We start from the raw sequence: 21,259 nt of genomic DNA on the forward strand, positions 1-21,259 counted from the left end.
GCTAAAGGCTTACTTAGGAAATTTCGTTAGTCACGTAGGACCGAGGTAGGCAGTATCGCCGACATTGCGCTTGTCCTACAAAAAATGGCAGCGATTCCTACTCCATTGCTTGTAAGGGTTTAGCATGGCTATCAGTGTTTTCGATCTATTCAAAGTCGGCATCGGTCCGTCCAGTTCACATACCGTCGGTCCGATGCGTGCCGCCGCGACCTTCACCCAGGCGCTGATCGAGCAATGCCTGCTCAATGATGTGCGCCGCGTGGAAATCCGTTTGTACGGTTCGCTGTCGGCCACCGGTGTCGGCCACGCTACCGACCGCGCCACGGTCATGGGCCTGATGGGCGAATGGCCGGATAGCATTGATCCGGCGACTATCGACCCACGCATCCAGCAACTGCGCGAAAGTGGCCTGTTGCTGCTGGCCGGGCACAGAGAAATTTCCTTCAACTGGCAGCATGATCTCCTGCTGCTGGACGAAAGCCTGCCCTACCACCCCAACGCCATGTCGCTGACAGCCTTCGGCGAAAGCGCCGAGCTGTTCACACAGACGTACTACTCGATTGGTGGTGGTTTCATCATCGAAGCGGCGGAAGCCGAGTCCGGTGTGGCGCCGGCCGGCGATGTGGTGCTGCCATACGACTTTTCCAGCGCTGCCGAATTGCTGAGCCTGTGCAAGCAGCACAACTTGCGCGTGTCGGAACTGATGATGGCCAACGAACGGGCCTGGCGCAGCGACGCTGAAATCCGTAACGGCTTGCTGCACATCTGGTCGGTGATGCGCGAGTGTGTCGAACAGGGCCTGCGTCACGAAGGCATCCTGCCCGGTGGGCTGAACGTGCCGCGCCGCGCGGCGAAATTGCACCGCAGCTTGCTGGAAATCGGCAAGCCGAACGTCATCAGTTCGACGCTGTCGGCGATGGAATGGGTCAACCTGTTCGCCCTCGCCGTCAACGAAGAGAACGCTGCTGGCGGGCGCATGGTCACCGCGCCGACCAACGGCGCGGCCGGGATCATTCCGGCCGTTCTGCACTACTACATGAAATTCAATCCGGACGCGTCTGACGATGACGTCGTCGCGTTCTTCATGGGCGCCGCCGCCGTCGGCATTCTGTGTAAGAAAAATGCCTCAATCTCCGGCGCCGAAGTCGGCTGCCAGGGCGAAGTCGGTTCGGCCTGCGCCATGGCCGCGGCGGGCCTCGCTGAAGTGCTCGGCGCAACCCCAGAGCAACTGGAAAACGCCGCTGAAATCGGCCTGGAACACAACCTCGGCCTGACCTGCGACCCGGTCGGCGGCCTGGTGCAGGTGCCGTGCATCGAGCGCAACGCCATCGCTGCGGTGAAGGCGATCAACGCCACGCAAATGGCCCTGCGCGGCGATGGCAAACACTTCATTTCCCTCGACCGGGTGATCCGCACCATGCGCGATACCGGCGCCGACATGCACGACAAATACAAAGAGACTTCACGGGGCGGCCTGGCCGTGAACTGGGTGGAATGCTGACGCGCATTCCCTGACCGCCCCGGCGGGCCGCAACCTGCGGCCCGCCATCCGTGAGCCCGAGCAAAAATAATAACGAGGCCAAAACGATGACCGATGTACGTACACCTGCTGCCGAAAACCCCGCTGTAGATCGCACACGCAACACCGAAATTGCCCACAAAGGCTGGAGCAAATCCGACACCACCTGGATGCTCGGTCTGTACGGCACCGCCATCGGTGCCGGCACCTTGTTCCTGCCGATCAATGCCGGTGTCGGCGGTTTCTGGCCGTTGCTGATCCTGGCGCTGCTGGCGTTCCCCATGACCTTCTTCGCCCACCGTGGCCTGACTCGTTTCGTGCTGTCCGGGCGTTCGGGCGACATCACCGAAGTCGTCGAAGAACACTTCGGCATCGGTGCCGGCAAGCTGATCACCCTGCTGTATTTCTTCGCGATCTTCCCGATCCTGTTGGTTTACAGCGTCGCGCTGACCAACACCTTGAGCAGCTTTCTCGAACACCAGTTGCACATCGCCCCGCCACCCCGGGCGATTCTGTCGCTGGTGCTGATCCTCGGCCTGATGGCTATCGTGCGCTGCGGACAGAACGTGATCGTCAAAGCCATGAGCGTGCTGGTCTATCCGTTCGTCGCTGCCCTGCTGTTGCTCGGCTTGAGCCTGATCCCCAACTGGAACGGCGCGTTCTTCGCCAGCGCTCAAGAGTCGATGCCGCTGTCGGCGTTCCTCAAAACCCTGTGGCTGGCGATCCCGGTGATGGTGTTCTCGTTCAACCATTCGCCGATCATCTCGGCCTTCGCGGTTGACCAGAAGCAGCGCTACGGCGCCGAGGCCGAACGCAAGAGCAGCGGCATCCTCGCCATGGCCCACGGGATGATGGTGGTGACGGTGATGTTCTTCTGCTTCAGCTGCGTGCTGGCGCTGTCGCCGGCCGATCTGGCAGCAGCGAAGGCGCAGAACATTTCGATCCTGTCGTACCTGGCCAACCACTTCCAGACCCCGGTCATCGCTTACGCTGCGCCGCTGATTGCGCTGGTGGCGATCACCAAATCCTTCCTCGGCCACTACATCGGCGCCAGCGAAGGCTTTCAGGGCATGATCGTCAAGAGCCTGCGCGGTCGTGGCAAGGTGATTTCGGCGAGCTGGCTGAACCGTGCGACCGCGCTGTTCATGATCCTCAGTTGCTGGGCCGTGGCCACCTTCAACCCGAGCATCCTCGGCATGATCGAAACCCTCGGCGGGCCGGTGATTGCCTGCCTGTTGTTCCTGATGCCGATGTACGCCATCCGCCGTGTGCCAGCCTTGCGCCAGTACTCGGGACAGGCGTCCAACGTGTTCGTGGTGCTGATCGGCCTGATTGCACTGTCGGCGATCATCTACTCGGTTCTGCCCTGAAACGGGCCACAAATGACAAAGGCGAGCCATGGGCTCGCCTTTTTTATGCCGTATACATTGTCCAGCAATTTTCCCGGCACAGCCCTTGCTAAGCCCTGTGTAGGAGCTGTCGAATGCAACGAGGCTGCGATCTTTTGATCTGCATGACGCACATCAAGACGCTGAAGATCAAAAGATCGCAGCCTGCGGCAGCTCCTGCATAAAGCAACAACACAGGCCACGGAATCGCCGATGATCAGGTATTGCGAACCAACCCGATCACGGCCGGTCAACAACTGCACGTTCAATCAGGCGGTGACGCATCATGGACAACCCTTTTCAGATCATTACCGATGCCTTCGCGCCGGACTATCAGATCAACCTGAGCATTCAGGGACTGGACGGCAGCATCATGCTGACCTTGTCCAACAGCGGCCGAATCGTCGCCAAACGGATGATCAGCGCAGAACAGCGCAACGACCCGGTACGGCTCAAACGGCTGGTGCAAAGCATCCAGTTCGGTATTGCCATCGAACAGGGCCACAGCGCCATGGCGATCCTTGAAGCGATGACCGGCGGCGACGGCCTGCCCCCGCCACCGCAGCCAATTGACGGCCGCTCTCGACCATCAGCCGGGATTTAGAGTTCGCCCTTCTCGATCTCGGGGTGCTCACCGGAGCCGGCGCCAAGTTTGCGTTGCGGTTTTTCGATCTTCACCGACGGAAACTGTGACGAGGCGTAACGCACCACCAGGATCGAGAACGCCAGCAGCAGAATGCCGCCGCACAGGTAGATGATGCCCATGTCCGGCGGGTTGTGGTGCGAGACGTTGGAGATCAGCAGGCGGGTCAGCGCAGTGATCGCCACGTAGATCAGGAAGCGCACCGGCATGTGGTTGGTCTTGAAGTAAATCCCGACCATCGCCCCCAGTTCCAGATAGATGAACAGCAACAGAATGTCATCGATCTTGATGTGGCCCTCTTCGAGCATGCCGAGAAATTCCATGACCGCCGCCCACGCGGTCACCGCACCAATGGCGAACAGCGCCAGATAGTGGAAGGTCTCGACGAACAGGTTGCCCAGGGACTCGGCCAGTTGATGCACGTTTTGCCGCAGTTTCTCGGCCCAGTTTATTTTCACGATGATGTTCCTTAGCCCGATGCGAGCGGATGATGCCGGTTGGACGTGACGGTTTTCCGTATGCGCTGTGCGCCATGCAGAAACGAGGCCACGCATCATGGCGAGCCGGCATCAAACCTGCGCCGTGGCGTTTGGTCGCACCGTTGAACAGGCACCGTCGACAAGAATGATTGTGACGGTATAACTGAAGTTTCTTGATAAGTTCGTTACGCTTGAAATGGCATTAGCTTATAAGTGAAATATTATTAATCGGGTCAATCTGTGAACTCGCGCACACTCACCTCGGTTATTCACCAGTTAGTTATCCAATATATGACTGGTGTAATTATTTCCAGAGCAGCCCCATCAGCGAAGCTTTAACTGCAGCAGCGATCTTGTTTTGGCAACCGAGCTTCTTCAGGCAATGGTTTATATGGAAGTTAACCGTCCTTTTGCTGATGCCGAGGATCACCGAAACATCGTCCGATGACTTTCCGTCAGCGGTCCATTGCAGGATTTCCTTTTCCCTTTGCGACAGTTCTATTGGCACCGGGAGCGCCGAATCCACGCCGCGCATTTGCAGGCGCGTCAGGCCCAGGTGAGTGATCTGGGCCAGCCAGGACAGCTGCGCCTGTTTGGTTTCGAGTTCCAGCGCGGTGATCGGCTCGCTGCCCCGGGCGAAGGTCACCAGCCCTTGAGTTTCGCTGTTGAGCAGCGTCTGCCCCCAGCCCTCCGCGAGCCCGTGAGCCTGCGCTTCCTGCCAGAATTCGGGCGTCTGAGCCTTGAGTTCAGCGTCCCATAGGACCGGTTTTACGCTGCGCATTGCACGCATGACGTAGGGGTCGATGTCCAGGTAGCGATTGGCGGAATAGGCAGCTTGCCAAGCGGGCGAATAATTATTGGCGAGAAAAAGACAGGGTTTGGTGATGGGAAAAAGCCTGCGTGACCCGTAAGCCACATAATCAAACTCCAACTGCCGGGCAACGGTCTTGATATTGTCGAACAACAACTCGACATCCGTTGCAGACATGGCGTTTTCCAACAGTTCAGCCTGCCAATATGACATAGAGATTCCTTTCCCGCAGTTATTGCTGTCGGCCTCTTGCCAACATGCCTAGCATATTTCCAAATGTTTCCGCTAGCTGTCAAGGGTGACAGGTAGTATGCGAGCGCAGTGTGCACTTTAATCGCCACCCAACCAATCACTAAACGGAATCTGTGATGGATTACTTGTCAGGACGTTATGACGAGTTGACGACACTAAAGCGTCAACGCTTGGCTCAATATCGCTATCAGGTGTTCGTCGAACGCCTCGGCTGGCAGTTATCCACGCCGGACGATTTCGAGTTCGATCAATTCGATCACAGCGGCACCCACTACATCGTCGCCGAAGAACACGACGGCAACATCAAGGGATGCGCCCGCCTGCTGCCGACCACCCAGCCGTATCTGCTGAGTGAGGTGTTCACCTCGTTGCTCGGCGACAAGCCTGCACCGTGCGGCGATGACATCTGGGAGCTGTCACGTTTCACCTCACTGGACCTTGATGCCGAGGGCGGCAAAAACGAACAGGTGATGTCCGACGAAAACACCGTTGGCCTGTTCATGGCCACGCTGGAGTACGCCAGGACCTGCGGCGTTTCACATCTGGTGTCGGTGTCACCGGTCGCGATCGGCCGCCTGCTCAAACGTGGCGGCATCGACTACAAATGGCTGGCACCGCCGCAGGTACTGGACAACCGAACCCTCGGCGCCTGCTACATCACGGTGCAGTAACCCTGCCCGACACGCGATAACAAGAAAACAAGAAAACAAGAAAACAAGAAAACAAGAAAACAAAAACACATCAACTGAAGCTGCCGACACGCGTCGAGCAGCACCTTTCGGTGTGGGTCGATTTCACGCCATGGATAGCAACTGCCTTACAACCAACGTTCAATACAGAGGGATGATCATGATCGACATGCACAGGAAAGTTGCCAAAGACATCGTCCACAAGGGCCACGATGACGATGTGCTGATTTACGACGCTCACCACTTGCTGCCAGCCTGGCTGCCGGCCGCCATCGTGCAACGGGCGAACCTTGATCCAATGGATCTGGAGATCGTCAATCAGGCCTATCGGCTGGACAGCGAGCGTCTGGTGCTGCGCTCGCTGCCAACCATCATCGACCTGGAGGAGCTCGAACTGGCGGGCCTGGCCGACTGTCTGCCGGAGCTGCTGACGAACTACGAGAAAACCACCGACCACCTGATCCTCAGCGGCGTCTGGGTGCTGGAAAGCACCGAGGCCAAACTGGCTCGACTGCCCGGTTGCAACAACGGCCTGAGCCTTGATCAGCGTCGACAGGTGCATGATGTTCTGAAGGCTCTGGACGGCTGCCCGCAACAGGGCCTGCTCTATTTCACCCTGTTCAACGACACCGCCAATTACTTCTTTTACCGCAAACACCACGAACACGTGCCGGGCCTGATGCTGATCGAAGCGGCACGCCAGGCGATGTACGCGCAGTTCTACCAGCACAGCGGTTACGCCCGCGGCGAGGTGTCGATTTCCATCGTTGATCTGCTGTCGAGTTTTCCCCGTTACACCGAGTCTTCGTTTCAGGTAGATGTGCTGGTCGGCGACTACGAAGGCATGGCGCCGCCGCGGGCGCGCAAGGTCGACAAGCGTGCGCGTTTCTTCCAGCGTGGCGAGCTGGTGGCCGACATTCGCCTGCACGGTGAAGTGATCAAGATGCCGGTGTTCAAGCGCATGCGGAATATCAACATCGACCCCGCCTGCTGGTTCCGTCCGCTCAAGGGCATACGCCATGAAGTGCTGGTGCGCCTTGATTCCGGACGTCACCTCTCCGCCCGTCTGGAGCTGCTGTCGATGGCCGGCCTGCAAGTGCAATGCGACAGTCCGCTTGAGGCTTCCGAGCGCGGCCACGTCTACCTGTACCTGGAAAACGAAGGCATGCTCAGCCTGCCGCTGCAATCGCTGCACGCCAGCGACGCGACAAAGGCCGGTACTCTAAAACTGCACCTGGCAGAGCTGGATTCGCCGCTGCGCTTCAAGTGGCGTGAAATGCTCAAACAGTTCGCTTACTTCTCCCACGAAGAACCCGCCCCGGCTCCGGCGCCCGCCCTCGGACAACCGTTGTGGATGACCTTCGACCAAGCTTCGGCGATGCCCGAACAAAGGAAGGAAGCATGATGCCGCGCTATCCCCACGTGCTGGAGCCCCTGCGGCTGGCCGGTGGGCTGGAGTTGCGCAATCGGCTGTTCTTCGCGTCGATGGGCGTGGACCTGGCCGATCACAGTGGGTGCGTGACGCCCGCCATGATCGAGTTCTATCAGGGCATCATGGAGGGCGGTTGCTCCATGGCGTTTCTGTGCAACGCCACGGTCTCGCCGCAGTCGCGCCTGCAGAGCACCGGGCTCGGCCTGTTCGAGGAACATCAGGGCGAATCGCTCAAGGCGATGTTCGCGATGGCCGAGCAGGTCAATACGCCGGTGGGTGTGCAACTGCAGCATTACGGTGGTCAGGGCACCACCACGCACACCGGCGTTGCCGTGCTGACCCCGAGTGGCGTGCCCTGCCCGCGCGTGTCGAAACTCGATCCGGATTACCGCGTGCGGATCATGGACGAAACCGACATCGCTCTGGTGATCGAGCAGTTCGCCCATTCCGCCTGGCTGGCCTGGACCAACGGCGCGCGTCTGGTGCAGTTGCAGGCGTCCAACGGCTACCTGCTGAGCAGTTTTCTCTCGCCGCACACCAACAAGCGCACCGACCGGTATGGCGGCAGCGAAGAGAACCGTGCGCGGCTGTTGCTCGAAGTGGTCAGGGCCATCCGCGAGCGCACCCAGGGCCAACTGATCGTCACCATTCGCCTGGGCATCGACGACCGTCTGGGCGTTGAAGGGCTGCAATATCCGGACCTCAAGGAAACCGTGCAGGCGCTCTGTCAGGCCGGCGTTGCCGCGCTGGAATGTTCGATGTGCATGGGCGCGACGTTCGGCCAGTTGATCGTGCATTCCGAGACCATGGACCACTACCTGCAAGCCGGCGTGCGGGCGATCAAGTCGGTGTCGACAGTGCCGGTGGGTTACGCCGGTTTCATCGATGGGCTGGACAAGGCCGAGCAGTTGCTCGCCGATGGCGTATGCGATTGGGTAGGAATGTCGCGAGCGCTGTTCGCCGACAATGACCTGATCAACAAAACCCTGCAGGGCCGTTCCGCCGACATCCACAAATGCCGGTGGGACAGTCAGTGCTTCAGCGACAAGAGCAATCCGCGACTGGATCGGGTGTATTGCTGCGTGAACCCGAAATATTTACGCCCCGCGTTGGCATAAGGAGATGCGACATATGTACGATTTTCTGGGAAAAGTGTGCCTGGTCACCGGCGGCACCAGTGGCATCGGCGAGACCGTCAGCGAACGCCTGATCAAGGCCGGCGCCGATGTGATCGTGTTCGGCCGGGACCAAGAAAAAGGCGCGGCGCTGGCCGATCGGCTGGGTGAACACTGCCGCTTCATCGCCTGTGATGTCGGGGATCCGGTGCAGGTCGAGCAGGCGTTCGCGAGTATTCGTTCGGTCTACGGCCGTCTCGATTGCGCGTTCAATAACGCCGGCGTAACCGCCAAGTACGGAGCGCTCGCGCAATCGTGCCCGGAAGACTGGATGAGGGTGATGAACATCAACGTCAACGGCACCTATCACTGCATGCGTCATGAACTGCAACTGATGCTCACCCGCGGCACCGGGGCCATCGTCAACACCTCATCCTGTGCCGGCGTGGTACCGATTGGCGGCCAGGTCGCCTATGTCGCCAGCAAGCAGGCGATCAACGGCATGACCCAGGTGGCGTCGATCGAAAATGCGCGACTGGAAGACGGCGGCTGCATTCGCGTCAATGCGGTCGCCCCGGGGCCGATCCTCGGCGGCATGAACAGCGAGGCACGCCTGAAAGCCGCACCGGAAAACACCCAGCGCAAAATCAACGTGACGTCGATGAAGCGTTTCGGCACCGCGGACGAAGTGGCCAACGCGGTGCTCTGGCTGCTCAGCGATCAATCCGCTTACGTCACGGGTGTGATCATGCCCATCGATGGGGGTTACGCCAGCGGCAAGTTCTGAAATCAAAATAAAACCAACGACCCGCCGTGTGCGGGTCGTTTTGTTTGAGGGGCGTGAATCAGGAAAAACGCCGAATCCGGTCTACATTGAAAAGCCACTACCCAAAGCGCAGGGATTCGCTTATCCTTTCGCTGTATATAAATACAGTAGTCGCTAAGACAACTAAATGTGAAGGCATGTGAGGTGGTGAATGGCCGTCGAAGTGGTATACCGCAGCAGCCGAGATCTGGAGCGCTTGTTCATGGATAAAGCCGAAGCTGACCGTCATGACAAAATGCTCGAACTGGCCGAGATGCTGTCCGAAGTGTTGCAGAAAGCCGTGCCGTCGCTGAACGAGCAACAGGTTGAAGAAGTCGGGATCTACATGGCGAAGAACCGCGATGTGTTCGCCAAGGCGTTCAAGAGCCAGCCTGATGCGCTGTCGGAGCTGATCAATGCACCAGCCGAACCAGTGGCGGAAGTGGCTGATGCAGAAGAGCCTGCTGAAGCACCGGCTAAACCGACAAAAGCGGCGAAAGCTGCCAAGTAACCACGTTTGAATCGAAAAGATCGCAGCCTGCGGCAGCTCCTACAGGGAATACGCATTCCATATGTAGGAGCTGCCGCAGGCTGCGGTCTTTTGCTTTTCAGCGATACAAGACTTTCTCCGCCAACTCATCCGCCACCCGCGCCGGCGAACGCTTCTCGGCCTGCGCATGGGCAAACACTTCGGTCAGTCGCGAACTGATTTTCGACAGGTGCGCGGTAATCGTCCCCAACTCTTCACCGCGATGCTTGAGCGAAACGTAGATCAGCCCACCGGCGTTGATCACATAGTCCGGCGCATACAGAATGCCGCGCCGCTCCAGCTGATCAGCCACATCCAGATGCGTCAGCTGATTGTTCGCCGATCCCGCCACCGCCGAGCAGCGCAGTTGCGTCACCGTGTGGCTGTTGAGCACTCCGCCGAGGCCGCATGGCGCGAGGATGTCACAGGGTGTGCTGAGCAAGGCATCGTTGGCGATCGGATGCGCATTGAGCTGTTCCATCGCCAGTTGCACTTTGCCGTGATCGATGTCGCTGACCAGCAACTCCGCGCCCGCCGCGTGCAACTGCTCGGCCAGTGCATAACCGACGTTGCCCAAGCCCTGAATCGCCACGCGCAAGCCTTCAAGATTGTCGCTGCCCAGCCGCGCCATGGCGGTAGCGCGAATCCCGGTGAACACGCCCATCGCCGCATGCGGTGCCGGGTCGCCGGCCGAGGTGGTACTGGTGACATGCTGGGTCTGCTGGGCGATGCAATCCATGTCCGCCACCGAAGTGCCGCTGTCGATGGCGGTGATGTAGCGACCGTCGAGCTGCTCAATGCAGCGGCCAAACGCTTCGAACAAAGAAGCGCGGTTTTCCACATGCGCCGGGCGCACAATCACCGCCACCCCGCCACCCTGATCGAGCCCGGCCAAGGCAGCCTTGTAGCTCATGCCCTGCGCGAGGCGAATGGCGTCCTCGACTGCGGATTCGTCGTTGGGATAGGCGAGATAACGGCAACCGCCCAGGGCTGGGCCAAGGCGACTGTTATGAATGGCAATGACCGCCTTCAACCCGGTGACCGGGTCAACGCTGAGGTGCAGCGATTCCAGGCGAGTGCTTTGCATGAGAGCGAACATCGGCAGGCTCCCGAATCACTTCTGGTAGACGCCAGTATAGGCTTGCGCCCAAAAATTGCTAAAGCGCACCGGAATAAGCGCCCGCTTCGACGATGACTTTGCGGCATAACCTGGTGGTACTGGACGAATGGCGCGGACGGGGCTAAAACGAGGCATTCCCCGGAGATTGCGATGAGCCCGCGCCAACGTTTTTTCGAGTGTCTGCACCGTTCAACGCCCGCGCTGTTCGAAGCGGCGTTGTGGATGGCCGCTGAACACGAAAAAGGTCTCGATGTCGAAGCGCTGCTGCAAGACTTCAAGGAGCTGCAGCAGCGCGTCAGCTACGGCTTGCCGATGCTGCCGGTCAGCGAACTGGCGCAGCCGTTGTTGCGGCGGATGAATGATCTGGGGGTCGCTCAGGACGATTTTCTGCCGCTGCGCCCGCAGGTTGCGTTGTTGGACAAAGTGCTGCAGACCCGTCGCGGCCAACCGCTGAGCCTGTCCTTGATTGCTCTGGAACTGGCGCGTGGTCTGGAGATTCCGCTGGTCGGGGTGAACTTCCCCGGGCATTTCCTGCTGCGGGTACCCGGTGCTGATCACCTGCTGGATCCCTGCGGCGGTCGGCGCCTGTATCCGAATGATTGTCGCGAATTGTTGCAGCGTCAGTACGGCGCGCACCTCAAACTCAATGCCGACCATCTGGCCACCGCCAGCCCTCAGCAGATGCTTCAGCGCCTGTCACGCAACCTGCGCCAGTTGCATCTGGCCCATGAGGATTACATCGCCGCGCTGATCGATGCCGAGCGCGTGCTGGAACTGGGCGGTGCCAGCGCAGCCGATTATCTGGCCCGCGCCAGCCTTTATCAACGGCTCGATTGCCCGAACGCGGAGCGCTTCGATCTGGAGCATGCGCTGCTGCTCAGTGATGACCCGATCCAGCGCCTGCGCCTGACTGAACGGCTCGGGCATCTGCCGCCGAATTCCGTAGTGCACTAAACGCTTTTTGTAGGAGTGAGCCTGCTCGCGATGCAGGCGCCGCCGTTTTTTCTGTCAGACCGCGTTATCGTTCTTCGCCAGCAGGCTGGCTCCTACATTGGACAGAGTGGACTCGGAAGGCGAGCGCACCTGAATGATCAACAGCGCCGCAATGACCGCCGGAATCGCGCAGAAGAAGAAAATCTGCGTCACCGGAATGTGCATCGCCAGCAGCATGCTGCCGAACAGCGGCCCGAGGATCGAACCGAAGCGCCCTACCCCCAACGCCCAACCCGTGCCCGTGGCCCGCACATGCGCCGGGTAGAAGTTACTGGCGAAAGCGTTCAGCGTCAGTTGCCCACCGATGATGCAGAACCCGGCGGCAAACACGCAGGCCACCAGATAACGTGGATTATCGTGGTTCAGGCCCAGCAGAATGGTGCACAGCGCAGCCCCGGCCAGCACTGCGCAAAGCAGCCGTACCTTGCGTTGCAAACGGTCGGCGAACCACGCCATGCACACCGCGCCCAAGGTGCCGGCGAACAGGAACATCGAGGTCACCAGATTGGCTTCATTGAGTTTCAGGCCGCTTTCCAGCAACAGCGTCGGCAGCCAGCTGATCATGAAATACAACAGAATCAGGCTGACAAAAAACGTCGCCCAGATCAGCAGGGTCGGTCGTGCATAACCGTGGCGGAACAGCTCGACCACGGTCAGGTTGCTGCCCTGCTCGCGCGCGTTCTGTTCGACGGACGCGGCCGGCGGTTGCCAGTCCGGGAGCATTCGTGCGGTGACTTTGCGCAAGCGCGCATAGGGTGGTGCGTCGCGCAGCAGACGCGGCAGCGATTCCGGCAGCATCCACCACAGGAACGGGAACAGCAGCAATGGCGTGACACCACCGGCAAGAAACACCGCTTGCCAGCCAAAACGATCGATGAAGCCCGCAGCAACAAAACCACCCGCCGCACCACCAAATGAAAACCCACAAGCGGCCAGCGTCACCATCAACGTGCGCAGGCGCGGTGGCGAGTACTCCGACATCAACGCCATAGCACTGGGCATCGCGCCGCCCATGCCGATGCCGCAGATGAAGCGCGCGATCATCAGGGTATTCAGCGAGTCGGCGAACACCATCAGCACCGTGAGGCTGGCGTAGATCAGTACGCAGGCGAGCAGGATTCGCCGCACGCCGAAGCGATCGGCCAGCGGCGTCACCGCGAGCGAGCCGAGCGTGAGGCCCAACAGGTTGGCGCTGAAAACCGGCCCGAACGCGGCTTTCTCCAGGCCCCAGTCCTGGGCCAGGGCCGGCACCACGTAACCGAGCACCTGGGCGTCATAACCGTCGGTGACCAGCAACAAGGCGAGCAGGATCAGCAGTAACCACTGATAGCGGGACACAGGACGGGCGTCGAGTGCCGCGCGGAAGCTGGCAATCTGGTTGTGCATCGCAAGGTACCTGTTTTGTTTTTATGATTTTTGTGTACGGAGCTGATCCCTTGTAGGAGTGAGCCTGCTCGCGATAGCGGTGTGTCAGTCAACATCCCCGTATCTGACACTCCGCTATCGCGAGCAGGCTCACTCCTACATTGGGGCATTGTGAAGCGTTAAGGGGTATCAGGCTGGTTTGCCGGATGCGCCTTGATGAACGCCGGATGCTCTGCCGCCAATGCCGCCACCCGCCGAATCCGTGGGTAAGCCTCCAGCGACACACCAAAGCGCTCCGCCGCATACAACTGCGGAATCAGGTAAACATCCGCCACACACGGCCACTCACCGAAACAGAAACCGCTGTCACCGATCAATTGCTCGACAGTCGCCAACCCCTGACTGATCCAGTGCGCGATCCACTCCACCACCTGCGGCTCTTCGTGGCCCCACTGACGCAGGCGATTGAGTACGCTGACGTTGTGCAGCGGATGCACGTCGCAACCGATCACCGCCGCCACACCGCGCACGTGGGCGCGGGCGGCGAGGTCTTCGGGCAACAACGGCCGTTGTGGATAACGTTCTTCCAGGTATTCGATGATCGCTGGCGACTGAATCAGCAACTCGCCTTCATCCGTGCGCAAGGCCGGCACTCGACCCTGCGGGTTGATCGCCAGATACGCCGCCTGGCGGTGCTCGCCCCCGGACGGCGCGATCAGGTTAACCGGCAGCGCGGTGTAGTCGAGGCCCTTCAACGCCAACGCGATGCGCACCCGATAAGACGAGGTCGAGCGGTAATAGGTGTAGAGATCCATGATCCGCTCCTGTCAGCGCGCCGCCAGCACTTTGCCGCGGCATTCGCCGAAGCCGATCGAGGCAAAACCGTCACGGGCGCAACGCGCGCGCAGGATGATTTCGTCGCCGTCTTCGAGGAATTTGCGCACTTCGCCGGACGCCAGTTCGATCGGCTTTTTACCGCCCTCGGTGATTTCCAGCAGGCTGCCGAACTGACCGTTTTCCGGACCGGACAAGGTGCCCGAACCGAACAGGTCACCGGCCTGCAACTGGCAGCCGTTGACGCTGTGGTGCGCGACCATTTGTGCGACGGTCCAGTACATGTAGCGAGTGTTGCTCAGGGTCAGGCGATGGGCCGGCAGACTCTGCTCGCGCATGGCTTCGGTGAGCAGCAGCACTTCCAGTTCGATGTCGAAGGCGCCGCCATCTTGATCACGTTTGTCGAACAGGTATGGCAGCGGCTGCGGATCACCTTGCGGGCGCGCAGGTTGCGCCGTGCGGAATGGCTCCAGCGCTTCGGCGGTCACCACCCATGGCGAGACACTGGTGATGAAACTCTTGGACAGGAACGGCCCCAGCGGCTGGTATTCCCAGGCCTGGATATCGCGGGCCGACCAGTCGTTGAGCAGGCAGAAACCGGCGATGTGTTCGGCGGCGTCACCGATGGCAATCGGCTCGCCCATGTCGTTGCCCTGACCGATCCAGATGCCCAGTTCCAGTTCGTAGTCCAGACGTGCGCACGGGCCGAAGGTCGGCTCGCTGGCACCGGCCGGCAACGTCTGCCCCTTTGGACGACGCACGTCGGTGCCGGAGGCGCGCACCGTGGAGGCACGACCGTGATAACCGATCGGCACGTATTTGTAGTTCGGCAGCAGCGGGTTGTCCGGGCGGAACAGTTTGCCGACGTTCTGCGCGTGCTCGATGCCGACGTAGAAGTCGGTGTAATCGCTGATGCGCGCCGGCAAATGCATCTGGCAATCGGCAGCCAGTGGCAACAGTTTTGCGCCTTGGGCTTCGATGGCGCCGCGATGGCTGCTGCCCTCGCTGAACAATTCCAGCAAGCGGATGCGCAAGGCTACTCGAGCTTCACGACCGAGGTCGAAGAACGCATTCAGCAGGCCGCCGTGCATGGCTTCGACCGCGCTGCGGGCTGCGCCGTCGAACAGACCGGCTTCAAGCGCCACTTGCAGATCGAAAATGTGCTCGCCGATCGCCACGCCCGCGCGCGGCGCCGAGCCGCCAGTGCTGAACACGCCCAGCGGCAGGTTCTGCAACGGGAAATCCGCGTGGCCGTTGGCCGAAGCAACCCAACTGCGGGTGATGGAAGTCTGAGTCATGGGTTATCTCCGGGTCGGGTCGAACGTGGCAGGCAGCGTGGCCCAGCAGGCATCGTAAGTGGATTGCAGTTGCGGGCAGTCGAGGGCGAAGCGGCTTGGGCGCAGCACCTGACTGGTCTCGAACATGAAGGCCATGGTGTTGTCGATCTTCGCCGGCTTGAGGTCGGCGTTGATCGCTCTGGTGCAGGTTTCACCATCCGGGCCGTGGGCGCTCATGCAGCTGTGCAGCGAGGCACCGCCGGGCACGAAGCCTTCAGCCTTGGCGTCGTACTCACCGTGGATCAGGCCCATGAATTCGTTCATCAGGTTGCGGTGGAACCACGGTGGACGGAAGGTGTTCTCGGCGACCATCCAGCGTGGCGGGAAGATCACGAAGTCGAGGTTGGCCAGACCGTGCACGCTGGTCGGCGACGTCAGCACGGTGAAGATCGACGGATCCGGGTGATCGAAACTCACGGTGCCGATGGTGTTGAAACGGCGCAGATCATATTTGTACGGCACGTTGTTGCCGTGCCAGGCGACCACGTTCAGCGGCGAATGATCGAGCTCGGTGCCCCACAACTGGCCGAGGAACTTCTGCACCAGCGTCGTCGGCTGCTGCAGGTTTTCATAAGCGGCGACCGGCGCGAGGAAGTCCCGTGGATTGGCCAGACCGTTGCTGCCGATCGGCCCCAGGTCCGGCAGGCGCAGCGGCGCGCCGTGGTTCTCAGCGACGTAACCGCGCGCCTGCGGATCAAGCAGCTCGACGCGGAATTTCAAGCCACGCGGCAGCACGACAATTTCCAGCGGCGCAACGTCCAGCACACCGAGTTCGGTGGCAATGCGCAGCCGCCCCAGTTGCGGCACCAGCAGCAGTTCACCGTCGGCGTTGTAGAACACCCGCTCCATCGAACGATTGGCGGCATAGTTATAGATGCTGATGCCAGACGGTTTTTCCGCTGCCGAGTTGGCCACCATGCCGACCAGCCCATCGATGAAGTCGGTTGGCTCGGCCGGGATATCCAGAGGATTCCAGCGCAGGCGATTGGGGGTTACTTCACCCAGTGGACCGCCGGCCAGTTGCCGCTCGAGTTTGACGAACGCCGGGTGATTGGCCGACGGCTGAATCCGGTACATCCAGGTGCGCCGGGCTTCACTGCGGGTCATGGTGAACGCAGTGCCGGAGAGCAATTCGGTGTAGAGGCCGTAGGGGGCTTTCTGCGGGGAGTTCTGGCCGATGGGCAAGGCGCCGGGCAACGCTTCACTGCTGAATTCGTTGCCGAATCCGGACTGGTACGCCAGCTCCGATGCGTTTGAATCGAGGTTCATGGAGCCTCCTGAACAGGGAGTCGGCAGTGGCCCATCGCTCTGGCTCAGAGGTTTGCGCACGCCGGGGTTGTTATTATCGTAATTCGATTACGCATAACGTAATTTGCTCGCTATCCAGCGTCAAGCTATAAAGACGCCCATTCGTTTTCGGATCCCGGCCGCACCATGGAAAAAACCAGCGACAGCAACGGCAAACAGAAAGTCCGCTCCGCCGAGGTCGGCACCGACATCCTCAAGGCATTGGCCGAGTTGTCGCCCTCCACCTCACTGTCGCGTCTGGCCGAACACGTGCAGATGCCGGCGAGCAAGGTGCACCGTTATCTTCAGGCGCTGATCGCCAGTGGTTTTGCCGAGCAGAACGCCGTCACCAACCACTACGGCCTCGGTCGTGAAGCCCTGCGCGTGGGCCTCGCAGCCCTGAACAGTATGGACGTGCTGAAAGTCGCCGCCCTGCCCCTGTCCGAGTTGCGCGACGAACTGAATGAAACCTGTTTTCTGGCGGTCTGGGGCAATCAGGGCGCGACCGTGGTGCACATCGAGCCGGCGGTGCGCGCGGTGACGGTGGTGACCCAATTGGGTTCAGTGTTGCCGCTGCTCAGTTCGTCCACCGGGCTGGTGTTCAGTGCCTTTCTGCCGCATCGGGAGACGGCTGATCTGCGCGCCCACGAAATTGCCAGTGGCGACCATCCGCTGGCAGAAGAAAACACTTACTCGGACTTGTGCGAGCAGATCCGCGAGCGCGGTCTGCATCATGTGCACGGTTTGTTGATGCCTGGGGTCGATGCCTTGTCGGCGCCGGTGTTCAACGCTGTCGGGCAGATCGCCGCGGTGCTGACCATCGTCGGTCCGACCTCGCTGTTCCACGCCGACGAAAGCGGCCCGGCGGCGCAGCGGTTACTGGCTGCGTCGCGGGCCGTGAGCTGGCGCATGGGGTATGAGCAAGCCGATTGAGTCAAGCGATCCCCATGCGCCAACCTGGGATCAGCGCACGATGGTCTGGCTGATGCCCGTTACCCGATCCTTCATCAACTCAGTGATGAAATCGATCAACTGTTGGTCAACAGTTTTATGACCCGCCGCCTCGGCGACGAATTGTGCTGCCGACCGTGCGTCATCGACCAGATCCAGAAACGATCTTTGTACGTTGGTCACCTGCTTGATCACCTCTGCGCTCGCACCGGCTGTGGCCGCCTGGCCGAGCGTAAACAGTCCGATCAGCGCGTCTGCGCCGTGTCCCAGAGCCGCGGAGTAGTCACCTCGATGTTGCGCCTGAGATCCGTCGTAAACACTTTTCATCATCTGCACCGCGACGAGCAGAGTGCCGATTGGCGGCACGGCGAGACTGATGACACTCGTCGCCTTGATCAGGCCATCGTAAATCAGTCCGGCGATAACCTCCTTCAAGCTGGTGGTTCGCTCGTCGATATCGCTCAATGCGCGACGCACTCTCCGATCATGGAACGTGAAGAGGTTGTTCAATTTGGCGCGTTCTTGCGTCTTGACCGGAGGCCGGGTATTCACGGTTGCGACAAGATCGTCAAAATAGTCATTGATTACTTTTTGATCGACGATCGCAACCCGGTCAAAATAATAATCGCGCATCGGTCCATAGCGGAACCGAATGGAGGGAATGAAATCGTTGATAGGTCGATAGGCAACGCCATCCGGCGCATCGGGCGTATATAACCAGTCGTCGAACTGGCCGAGAATGTTCATCCGCAGGATATAGACACCCGCAACCGTACGATCCCCCGCCTTGGTCAAGCCTATTTTCCCGATATTGAATTCGTAAAGACCTTCATCACCTTCTGCAGAACTATCTGCGATCGGGTAGTGATAGACATCCTCTTTCAAACTGCCGACAACCCGTTGTAGCGCTAAAAATATATCAGAGCCAAACCTGCCATCAACGTAGTTGGAGAGCAGATCGTAATGCATCTGACAGCGAACTTTTTTCGCGTGAACGGCGCGCTTGAATGCGTAGCCAGGATGCTTCCCGTCCAGATAGTCGGTATTCAGCAGTTCCGTATACTTGTCGCCAGGACGGAATGTTTTCGATAACGAGGAAAGATCGCGAATATCCAGCTGATCGATCGCCGAATGGCCACCTGTCAAAAAATACCTTGGGTCATTCTTGCTCGGATACGCCGGATTGGCAGCTTCAAACGACAGTCCTTCGATGAGCAGATCCGTTACGCTTTTCTGAAAATCGTCAGTCTGGACAATAATCTCATCCGGATCGATCTCGACACTTCGTCCTCGCGAACGCAGCAGGTTTTCAAGGTTCTGCTTCACCGCATCGCGGGTAAAGCGTTCAAAAGAAGGGAACGCATTGTCCCTTGTCTCTACGGTGGAGAGTGCTTTCAGTTCGGTATTCAATCGAGCGTAACGTTTGCGCGGCTCAATCTCGAGGTAGCGGTAAGGCACAGGCGCAATGGTCTTGTGTAACGCCAGTTCAGACTGATAAGCGACAGTGACGTTATTGAGCAACGGCGCTGTGCCATTGGGGAAAAGGTCCGGGTATCGGGTATCCAGCTTGTACAGATAATGGGTTGAGTGACGGCTGGCACCGCGCAACGATCCGGCATCGTGCAAATAGTCCGGATGAATCAATGACGCCGCGTATTGGCGATCAGCGGTCATGGCCGATTCAAACCATTTGTTCAGAGCGAATGCATCCGCAAACGTCATGAAAACAGACTTGCCTGCAGGTGTTTTCAGATAAACAAGATGGTTCCGAGTCTCCCGTGCCTGAAAAATCATCACACCTTTCAAGGTTGGCCCTGGAATCTGCAGGCTCAGTTGCAATCCGCGGATGGACACCGACGGGTCACCTGCCAACGCCCTTTCAATGACCTTCGCTTCAGTTTCACTGAAGACCTCCGAATGACGCGCAACGAAAAGCGCGAATTCCATGTTGCTGTGCAAGTGGTCACGATACGCCTGTGCAAACTCAGGCGATGGATCAACGGGAAGCCTGGATACGAACTGCGAGCGCACGTTGATATTGCTCAACCATCGCTCAAGCGCTGCCGAGGATAGCCTGCTGCCGGACGGCAGCCCGGTGATGCTGATTTCGGCTTTATATCCCTCGTCATGCAGACCGAAGATGATGAATTCCGTCAGGGTCCGACTATCGACCTGCTCGAGGGTGCGGCCGCCCACTTGCATCTTGTGGACGCTGCGCACCTTTATCGTCTCGGCATCCAGATGCTCACCCAACGCGCTCATCGCCCACTCGGAAAAACAACGCAAGACATATTCTTTAAACGAGAAATTCCTGTCGTACACCATCTGGTAGGCAGAGTGATATTTCTCCATTGAGTGCTCAAGTTCGACGTACCGCTGCTGAAGAGCATTTCCACCGTTCTTCAGCCAGAGTGGCCATTCGGTACGCTTGAGTTCTGCCTGCACTTGATCGAATCGACGACCGATGTCAGCACGCATCTTCGACAACACCTGATTGTCCTGCAATACCCGGCTGAACGCTTGAGTCTGGCCCTTGCGATCGCGCATCAGACTTGCAAGCGTATCGAGCTGCCCCTTCAAGTAAACATCGACACAATACGCAGACACACTCTGCCTGGCTTTGGGGAAAGCGATTTTGCTCCCGGACGCCGATACACGCGCCAGCAACGTCGCGGGTAAGTCGAGGTTCATGGCGAGGTATTCAAAACCATTGCCTGGCGTGTGAAGGACATAACCGGTGGGCTCATTGAGCAATTTCATTTCCGGATCCGCCCGCATCGCATTATCGAGCACAAACCCGGGCCCGAGCGAAGTGCGATAGTCGGGTTCAGGACTTACCACAACGTTATAAGCACCGGCGCCGTTTTCCAGGTTCAACAAGTAGCAATAGCGCTTCGCCATGCCATGATCCAGGAATCCCGCCATGGCTTTTAAAGAAAGCTCGGCTGTCAGCACAACGTTATATGCCTGCTGAAAAGCCTGTTTATTTGTCAGACCGGTGTTTTCAGTCGCTGCGACTTTTACGGGTGCTGCCCAATACTTGCCCATCTCCGAACGCAGACTGCTTTCCAGATTTCGCAGCGTATAAGTAATAGCTTCCTCAGCCTCGAAAATACTGAAGCCCTTGACTCTCATCTGTTCGCCAACGGTTTCCGGCAGATGAAAAACACCGTCCCCGCCGCCATCCAGATAGTTCGGCAGCACATTATTATCAAGACAATGAAACAATACGTCAGACAGTTTCCCCGAAGGACGGCGTTCTATCTCATATGACTGATCGGTGACATTTATGTACACATTATCGATATCGATATTCTTCCGCCGTTGCTGCAGCTCTTGCTGCAATGCCTGCCGAGCAATCTGCCGAACTGTCGGGATCGCCTCAACAATAGCGAACAAATCATCCTGCGCGGCGGCAGCCTTTACCCACTCGGCCCTCCAGGTTACTTCCGCACCTTCAGAACCTCGCATCAGGCTTTTGTATAACTTTTCCATATTCAAGTCCTATCTTTTAAGTTCAATGAACGGAACCCCGTATCACTGCGACAGCGAAAGATAGTTTCATTTTTGAAAAACAAGAAGCGCCAGTTCATTTCAACAAATATAGATTACAAAACATTAATCAAAACAAAGAAGCCACTTATGAAAAGTGACAAGATCACAAAACAAACACTGCGCAACAAGATCCATACAAAGCAACTAACGCAGCC

Annotated in this window: 17 protein-coding genes and 1 pseudogene; 10 read left to right on the forward strand and 8 right to left on the reverse strand. The window is 59.0% G+C overall.

Features of this window, described 5'->3' with window-relative positions; genetic code table 11:
- Positions 1-124: 124 nt before the first annotated feature.
- From ACU680_RS09440 to ACU680_RS09450, 3 genes are all read left to right on the forward strand, one after another.
- A complete protein-coding gene (locus ACU680_RS09440; protein ID WP_448179291.1) occupies positions 125-1,501 on the forward strand; it encodes an L-serine ammonia-lyase in 1,377 nt (458 codons plus the stop codon).
- A gap of 86 nt (positions 1,502-1,587) precedes the next feature.
- On the forward strand, positions 1,588-2,889 hold the full coding sequence (locus ACU680_RS09445) for an HAAAP family serine/threonine permease (RefSeq protein WP_448179292.1): 1,302 nt from the start codon (positions 1,588-1,590) through the stop codon (positions 2,887-2,889).
- A gap of 304 nt (positions 2,890-3,193) precedes the next feature.
- Positions 3,194-3,511 (forward strand): DUF3509 domain-containing protein, encoded by a 318-nt coding sequence (locus ACU680_RS09450; protein WP_202370141.1) that lies wholly within the window; start codon positions 3,194-3,196, stop codon positions 3,509-3,511.
- On the opposite strand, the gene ACU680_RS09455 is transcribed toward ACU680_RS09450, so the two are convergent.
- Positions 3,508-4,008 carry a phosphate-starvation-inducible protein PsiE gene (locus ACU680_RS09455; protein WP_003221775.1) on the reverse strand — a complete coding sequence of 167 codons (501 nt, stop codon included), beginning with the start codon at positions 4,006-4,008 and terminating at the stop codon, positions 3,508-3,510. The two genes, ACU680_RS09450 and ACU680_RS09455, sit on opposite strands and share 4 nt — an antisense overlap.
- Positions 4,009-4,333: 325 nt before the next feature.
- On the reverse strand, positions 4,334-5,053 hold the full coding sequence (locus tag ACU680_RS09460; RefSeq protein ID WP_007968082.1) for an autoinducer binding domain-containing protein: 720 nt from the start codon (positions 5,051-5,053) through the stop codon (positions 4,334-4,336).
- 155 nt (positions 5,054-5,208) lie between these two features.
- Between ACU680_RS09460 and ACU680_RS09465 the strand changes: the two genes are divergently transcribed.
- From ACU680_RS09465 to ACU680_RS09485, 5 genes and pseudogenes are all read left to right on the forward strand, one after another.
- Positions 5,209-5,763 carry an acyl-homoserine-lactone synthase gene (locus ACU680_RS09465; RefSeq protein ID WP_448179293.1) on the forward strand — a complete coding sequence of 185 codons (555 nt, stop codon included), beginning with the start codon at positions 5,209-5,211 and terminating at the stop codon, positions 5,761-5,763.
- A gap of 178 nt (positions 5,764-5,941) precedes the next feature.
- Positions 5,942-7,186, forward strand: a complete 1,245-nt coding sequence (locus ACU680_RS09470) for an AfsA-related hotdog domain-containing protein (RefSeq protein ID WP_448179294.1) — start codon at positions 5,942-5,944, stop codon at positions 7,184-7,186.
- The gene (locus ACU680_RS09475) at positions 7,183-8,331 is read left to right on the forward strand and encodes an oxidoreductase (protein WP_448179295.1); all 1,149 of its coding nucleotides are present in this window, start codon (positions 7,183-7,185) and stop codon (positions 8,329-8,331) included. Before ACU680_RS09470 ends, ACU680_RS09475 begins: the two co-directional genes overlap by 4 nt.
- Positions 8,332-8,344: 13 nt before the next feature.
- Positions 8,345-9,115, forward strand: coding sequence for an SDR family NAD(P)-dependent oxidoreductase (locus tag ACU680_RS09480; RefSeq protein WP_448179296.1), 771 nt, complete (start codon positions 8,345-8,347; stop codon positions 9,113-9,115).
- A 190-nt stretch (positions 9,116-9,305) separates the two neighbouring features.
- A pseudogene (locus ACU680_RS09485) lies at positions 9,306-9,560 on the forward strand (YebG family protein); the annotation flags it as partial.
- Between the two features lie 181 nt (positions 9,561-9,741).
- On the opposite strand, the gene ACU680_RS09490 reads toward ACU680_RS09485, so the two are convergent.
- Positions 9,742-10,761 carry a Glu/Leu/Phe/Val dehydrogenase family protein gene (locus ACU680_RS09490; RefSeq protein WP_007968076.1) on the reverse strand — a complete coding sequence of 340 codons (1,020 nt, stop codon included), beginning with the start codon at positions 10,759-10,761 and terminating at the stop codon, positions 9,742-9,744.
- A 171-nt stretch (positions 10,762-10,932) separates the two neighbouring features.
- Here ACU680_RS09490 and ACU680_RS09495 point away from each other — a divergent pair, with 171 nt between their 5' ends.
- The gene (locus tag ACU680_RS09495) at positions 10,933-11,736 is read left to right on the forward strand and encodes a SirB1 family protein (RefSeq protein ID WP_448179297.1); all 804 of its coding nucleotides are present in this window, start codon (positions 10,933-10,935) and stop codon (positions 11,734-11,736) included.
- 54 nt (positions 11,737-11,790) lie between these two features.
- On the opposite strand, the gene ACU680_RS09500 is transcribed toward ACU680_RS09495, so the two are convergent.
- From ACU680_RS09500 to hmgA, 4 genes are all read right to left on the reverse strand, one after another.
- Complete coding sequence (locus tag ACU680_RS09500) at positions 11,791-13,161, reverse strand: MFS transporter (RefSeq protein WP_448179298.1); 1,371 nt, start codon at positions 13,159-13,161, stop codon at positions 11,791-11,793.
- Between the two features lie 158 nt (positions 13,162-13,319).
- Positions 13,320-13,955, reverse strand: coding sequence for a maleylacetoacetate isomerase (gene maiA, locus ACU680_RS09505; RefSeq protein WP_448179299.1), 636 nt, complete (start codon positions 13,953-13,955; stop codon positions 13,320-13,322).
- A 12-nt stretch (positions 13,956-13,967) separates the two neighbouring features.
- Complete coding sequence (fahA, locus tag ACU680_RS09510) at positions 13,968-15,272, reverse strand: fumarylacetoacetase (protein WP_448179300.1); 1,305 nt, start codon at positions 15,270-15,272, stop codon at positions 13,968-13,970.
- A 3-nt stretch (positions 15,273-15,275) separates the two neighbouring features.
- Positions 15,276-16,580 (reverse strand): homogentisate 1,2-dioxygenase, encoded by a 1,305-nt coding sequence (hmgA, locus tag ACU680_RS09515; RefSeq protein ID WP_448179301.1) that lies wholly within the window; start codon positions 16,578-16,580, stop codon positions 15,276-15,278.
- A gap of 165 nt (positions 16,581-16,745) precedes the next feature.
- On the opposite strand from hmgA, the gene ACU680_RS09520 reads away from it, so the two are divergent.
- A complete protein-coding gene (locus tag ACU680_RS09520; protein ID WP_448179302.1) occupies positions 16,746-17,531 on the forward strand; it encodes an IclR family transcriptional regulator in 786 nt (261 codons plus the stop codon).
- A gap of 30 nt (positions 17,532-17,561) precedes the next feature.
- On the opposite strand, the gene ACU680_RS09525 is transcribed toward ACU680_RS09520, so the two are convergent.
- On the reverse strand, positions 17,562-21,044 hold the full coding sequence (locus tag ACU680_RS09525; protein ID WP_448179303.1) for a dermonecrotic toxin domain-containing protein: 3,483 nt from the start codon (positions 21,042-21,044) through the stop codon (positions 17,562-17,564).
- Positions 21,045-21,259 lie beyond the last annotated feature (215 nt).

The sequence above is a fragment of the Pseudomonas sp. LF020 genome, from assembly GCF_053456425.1.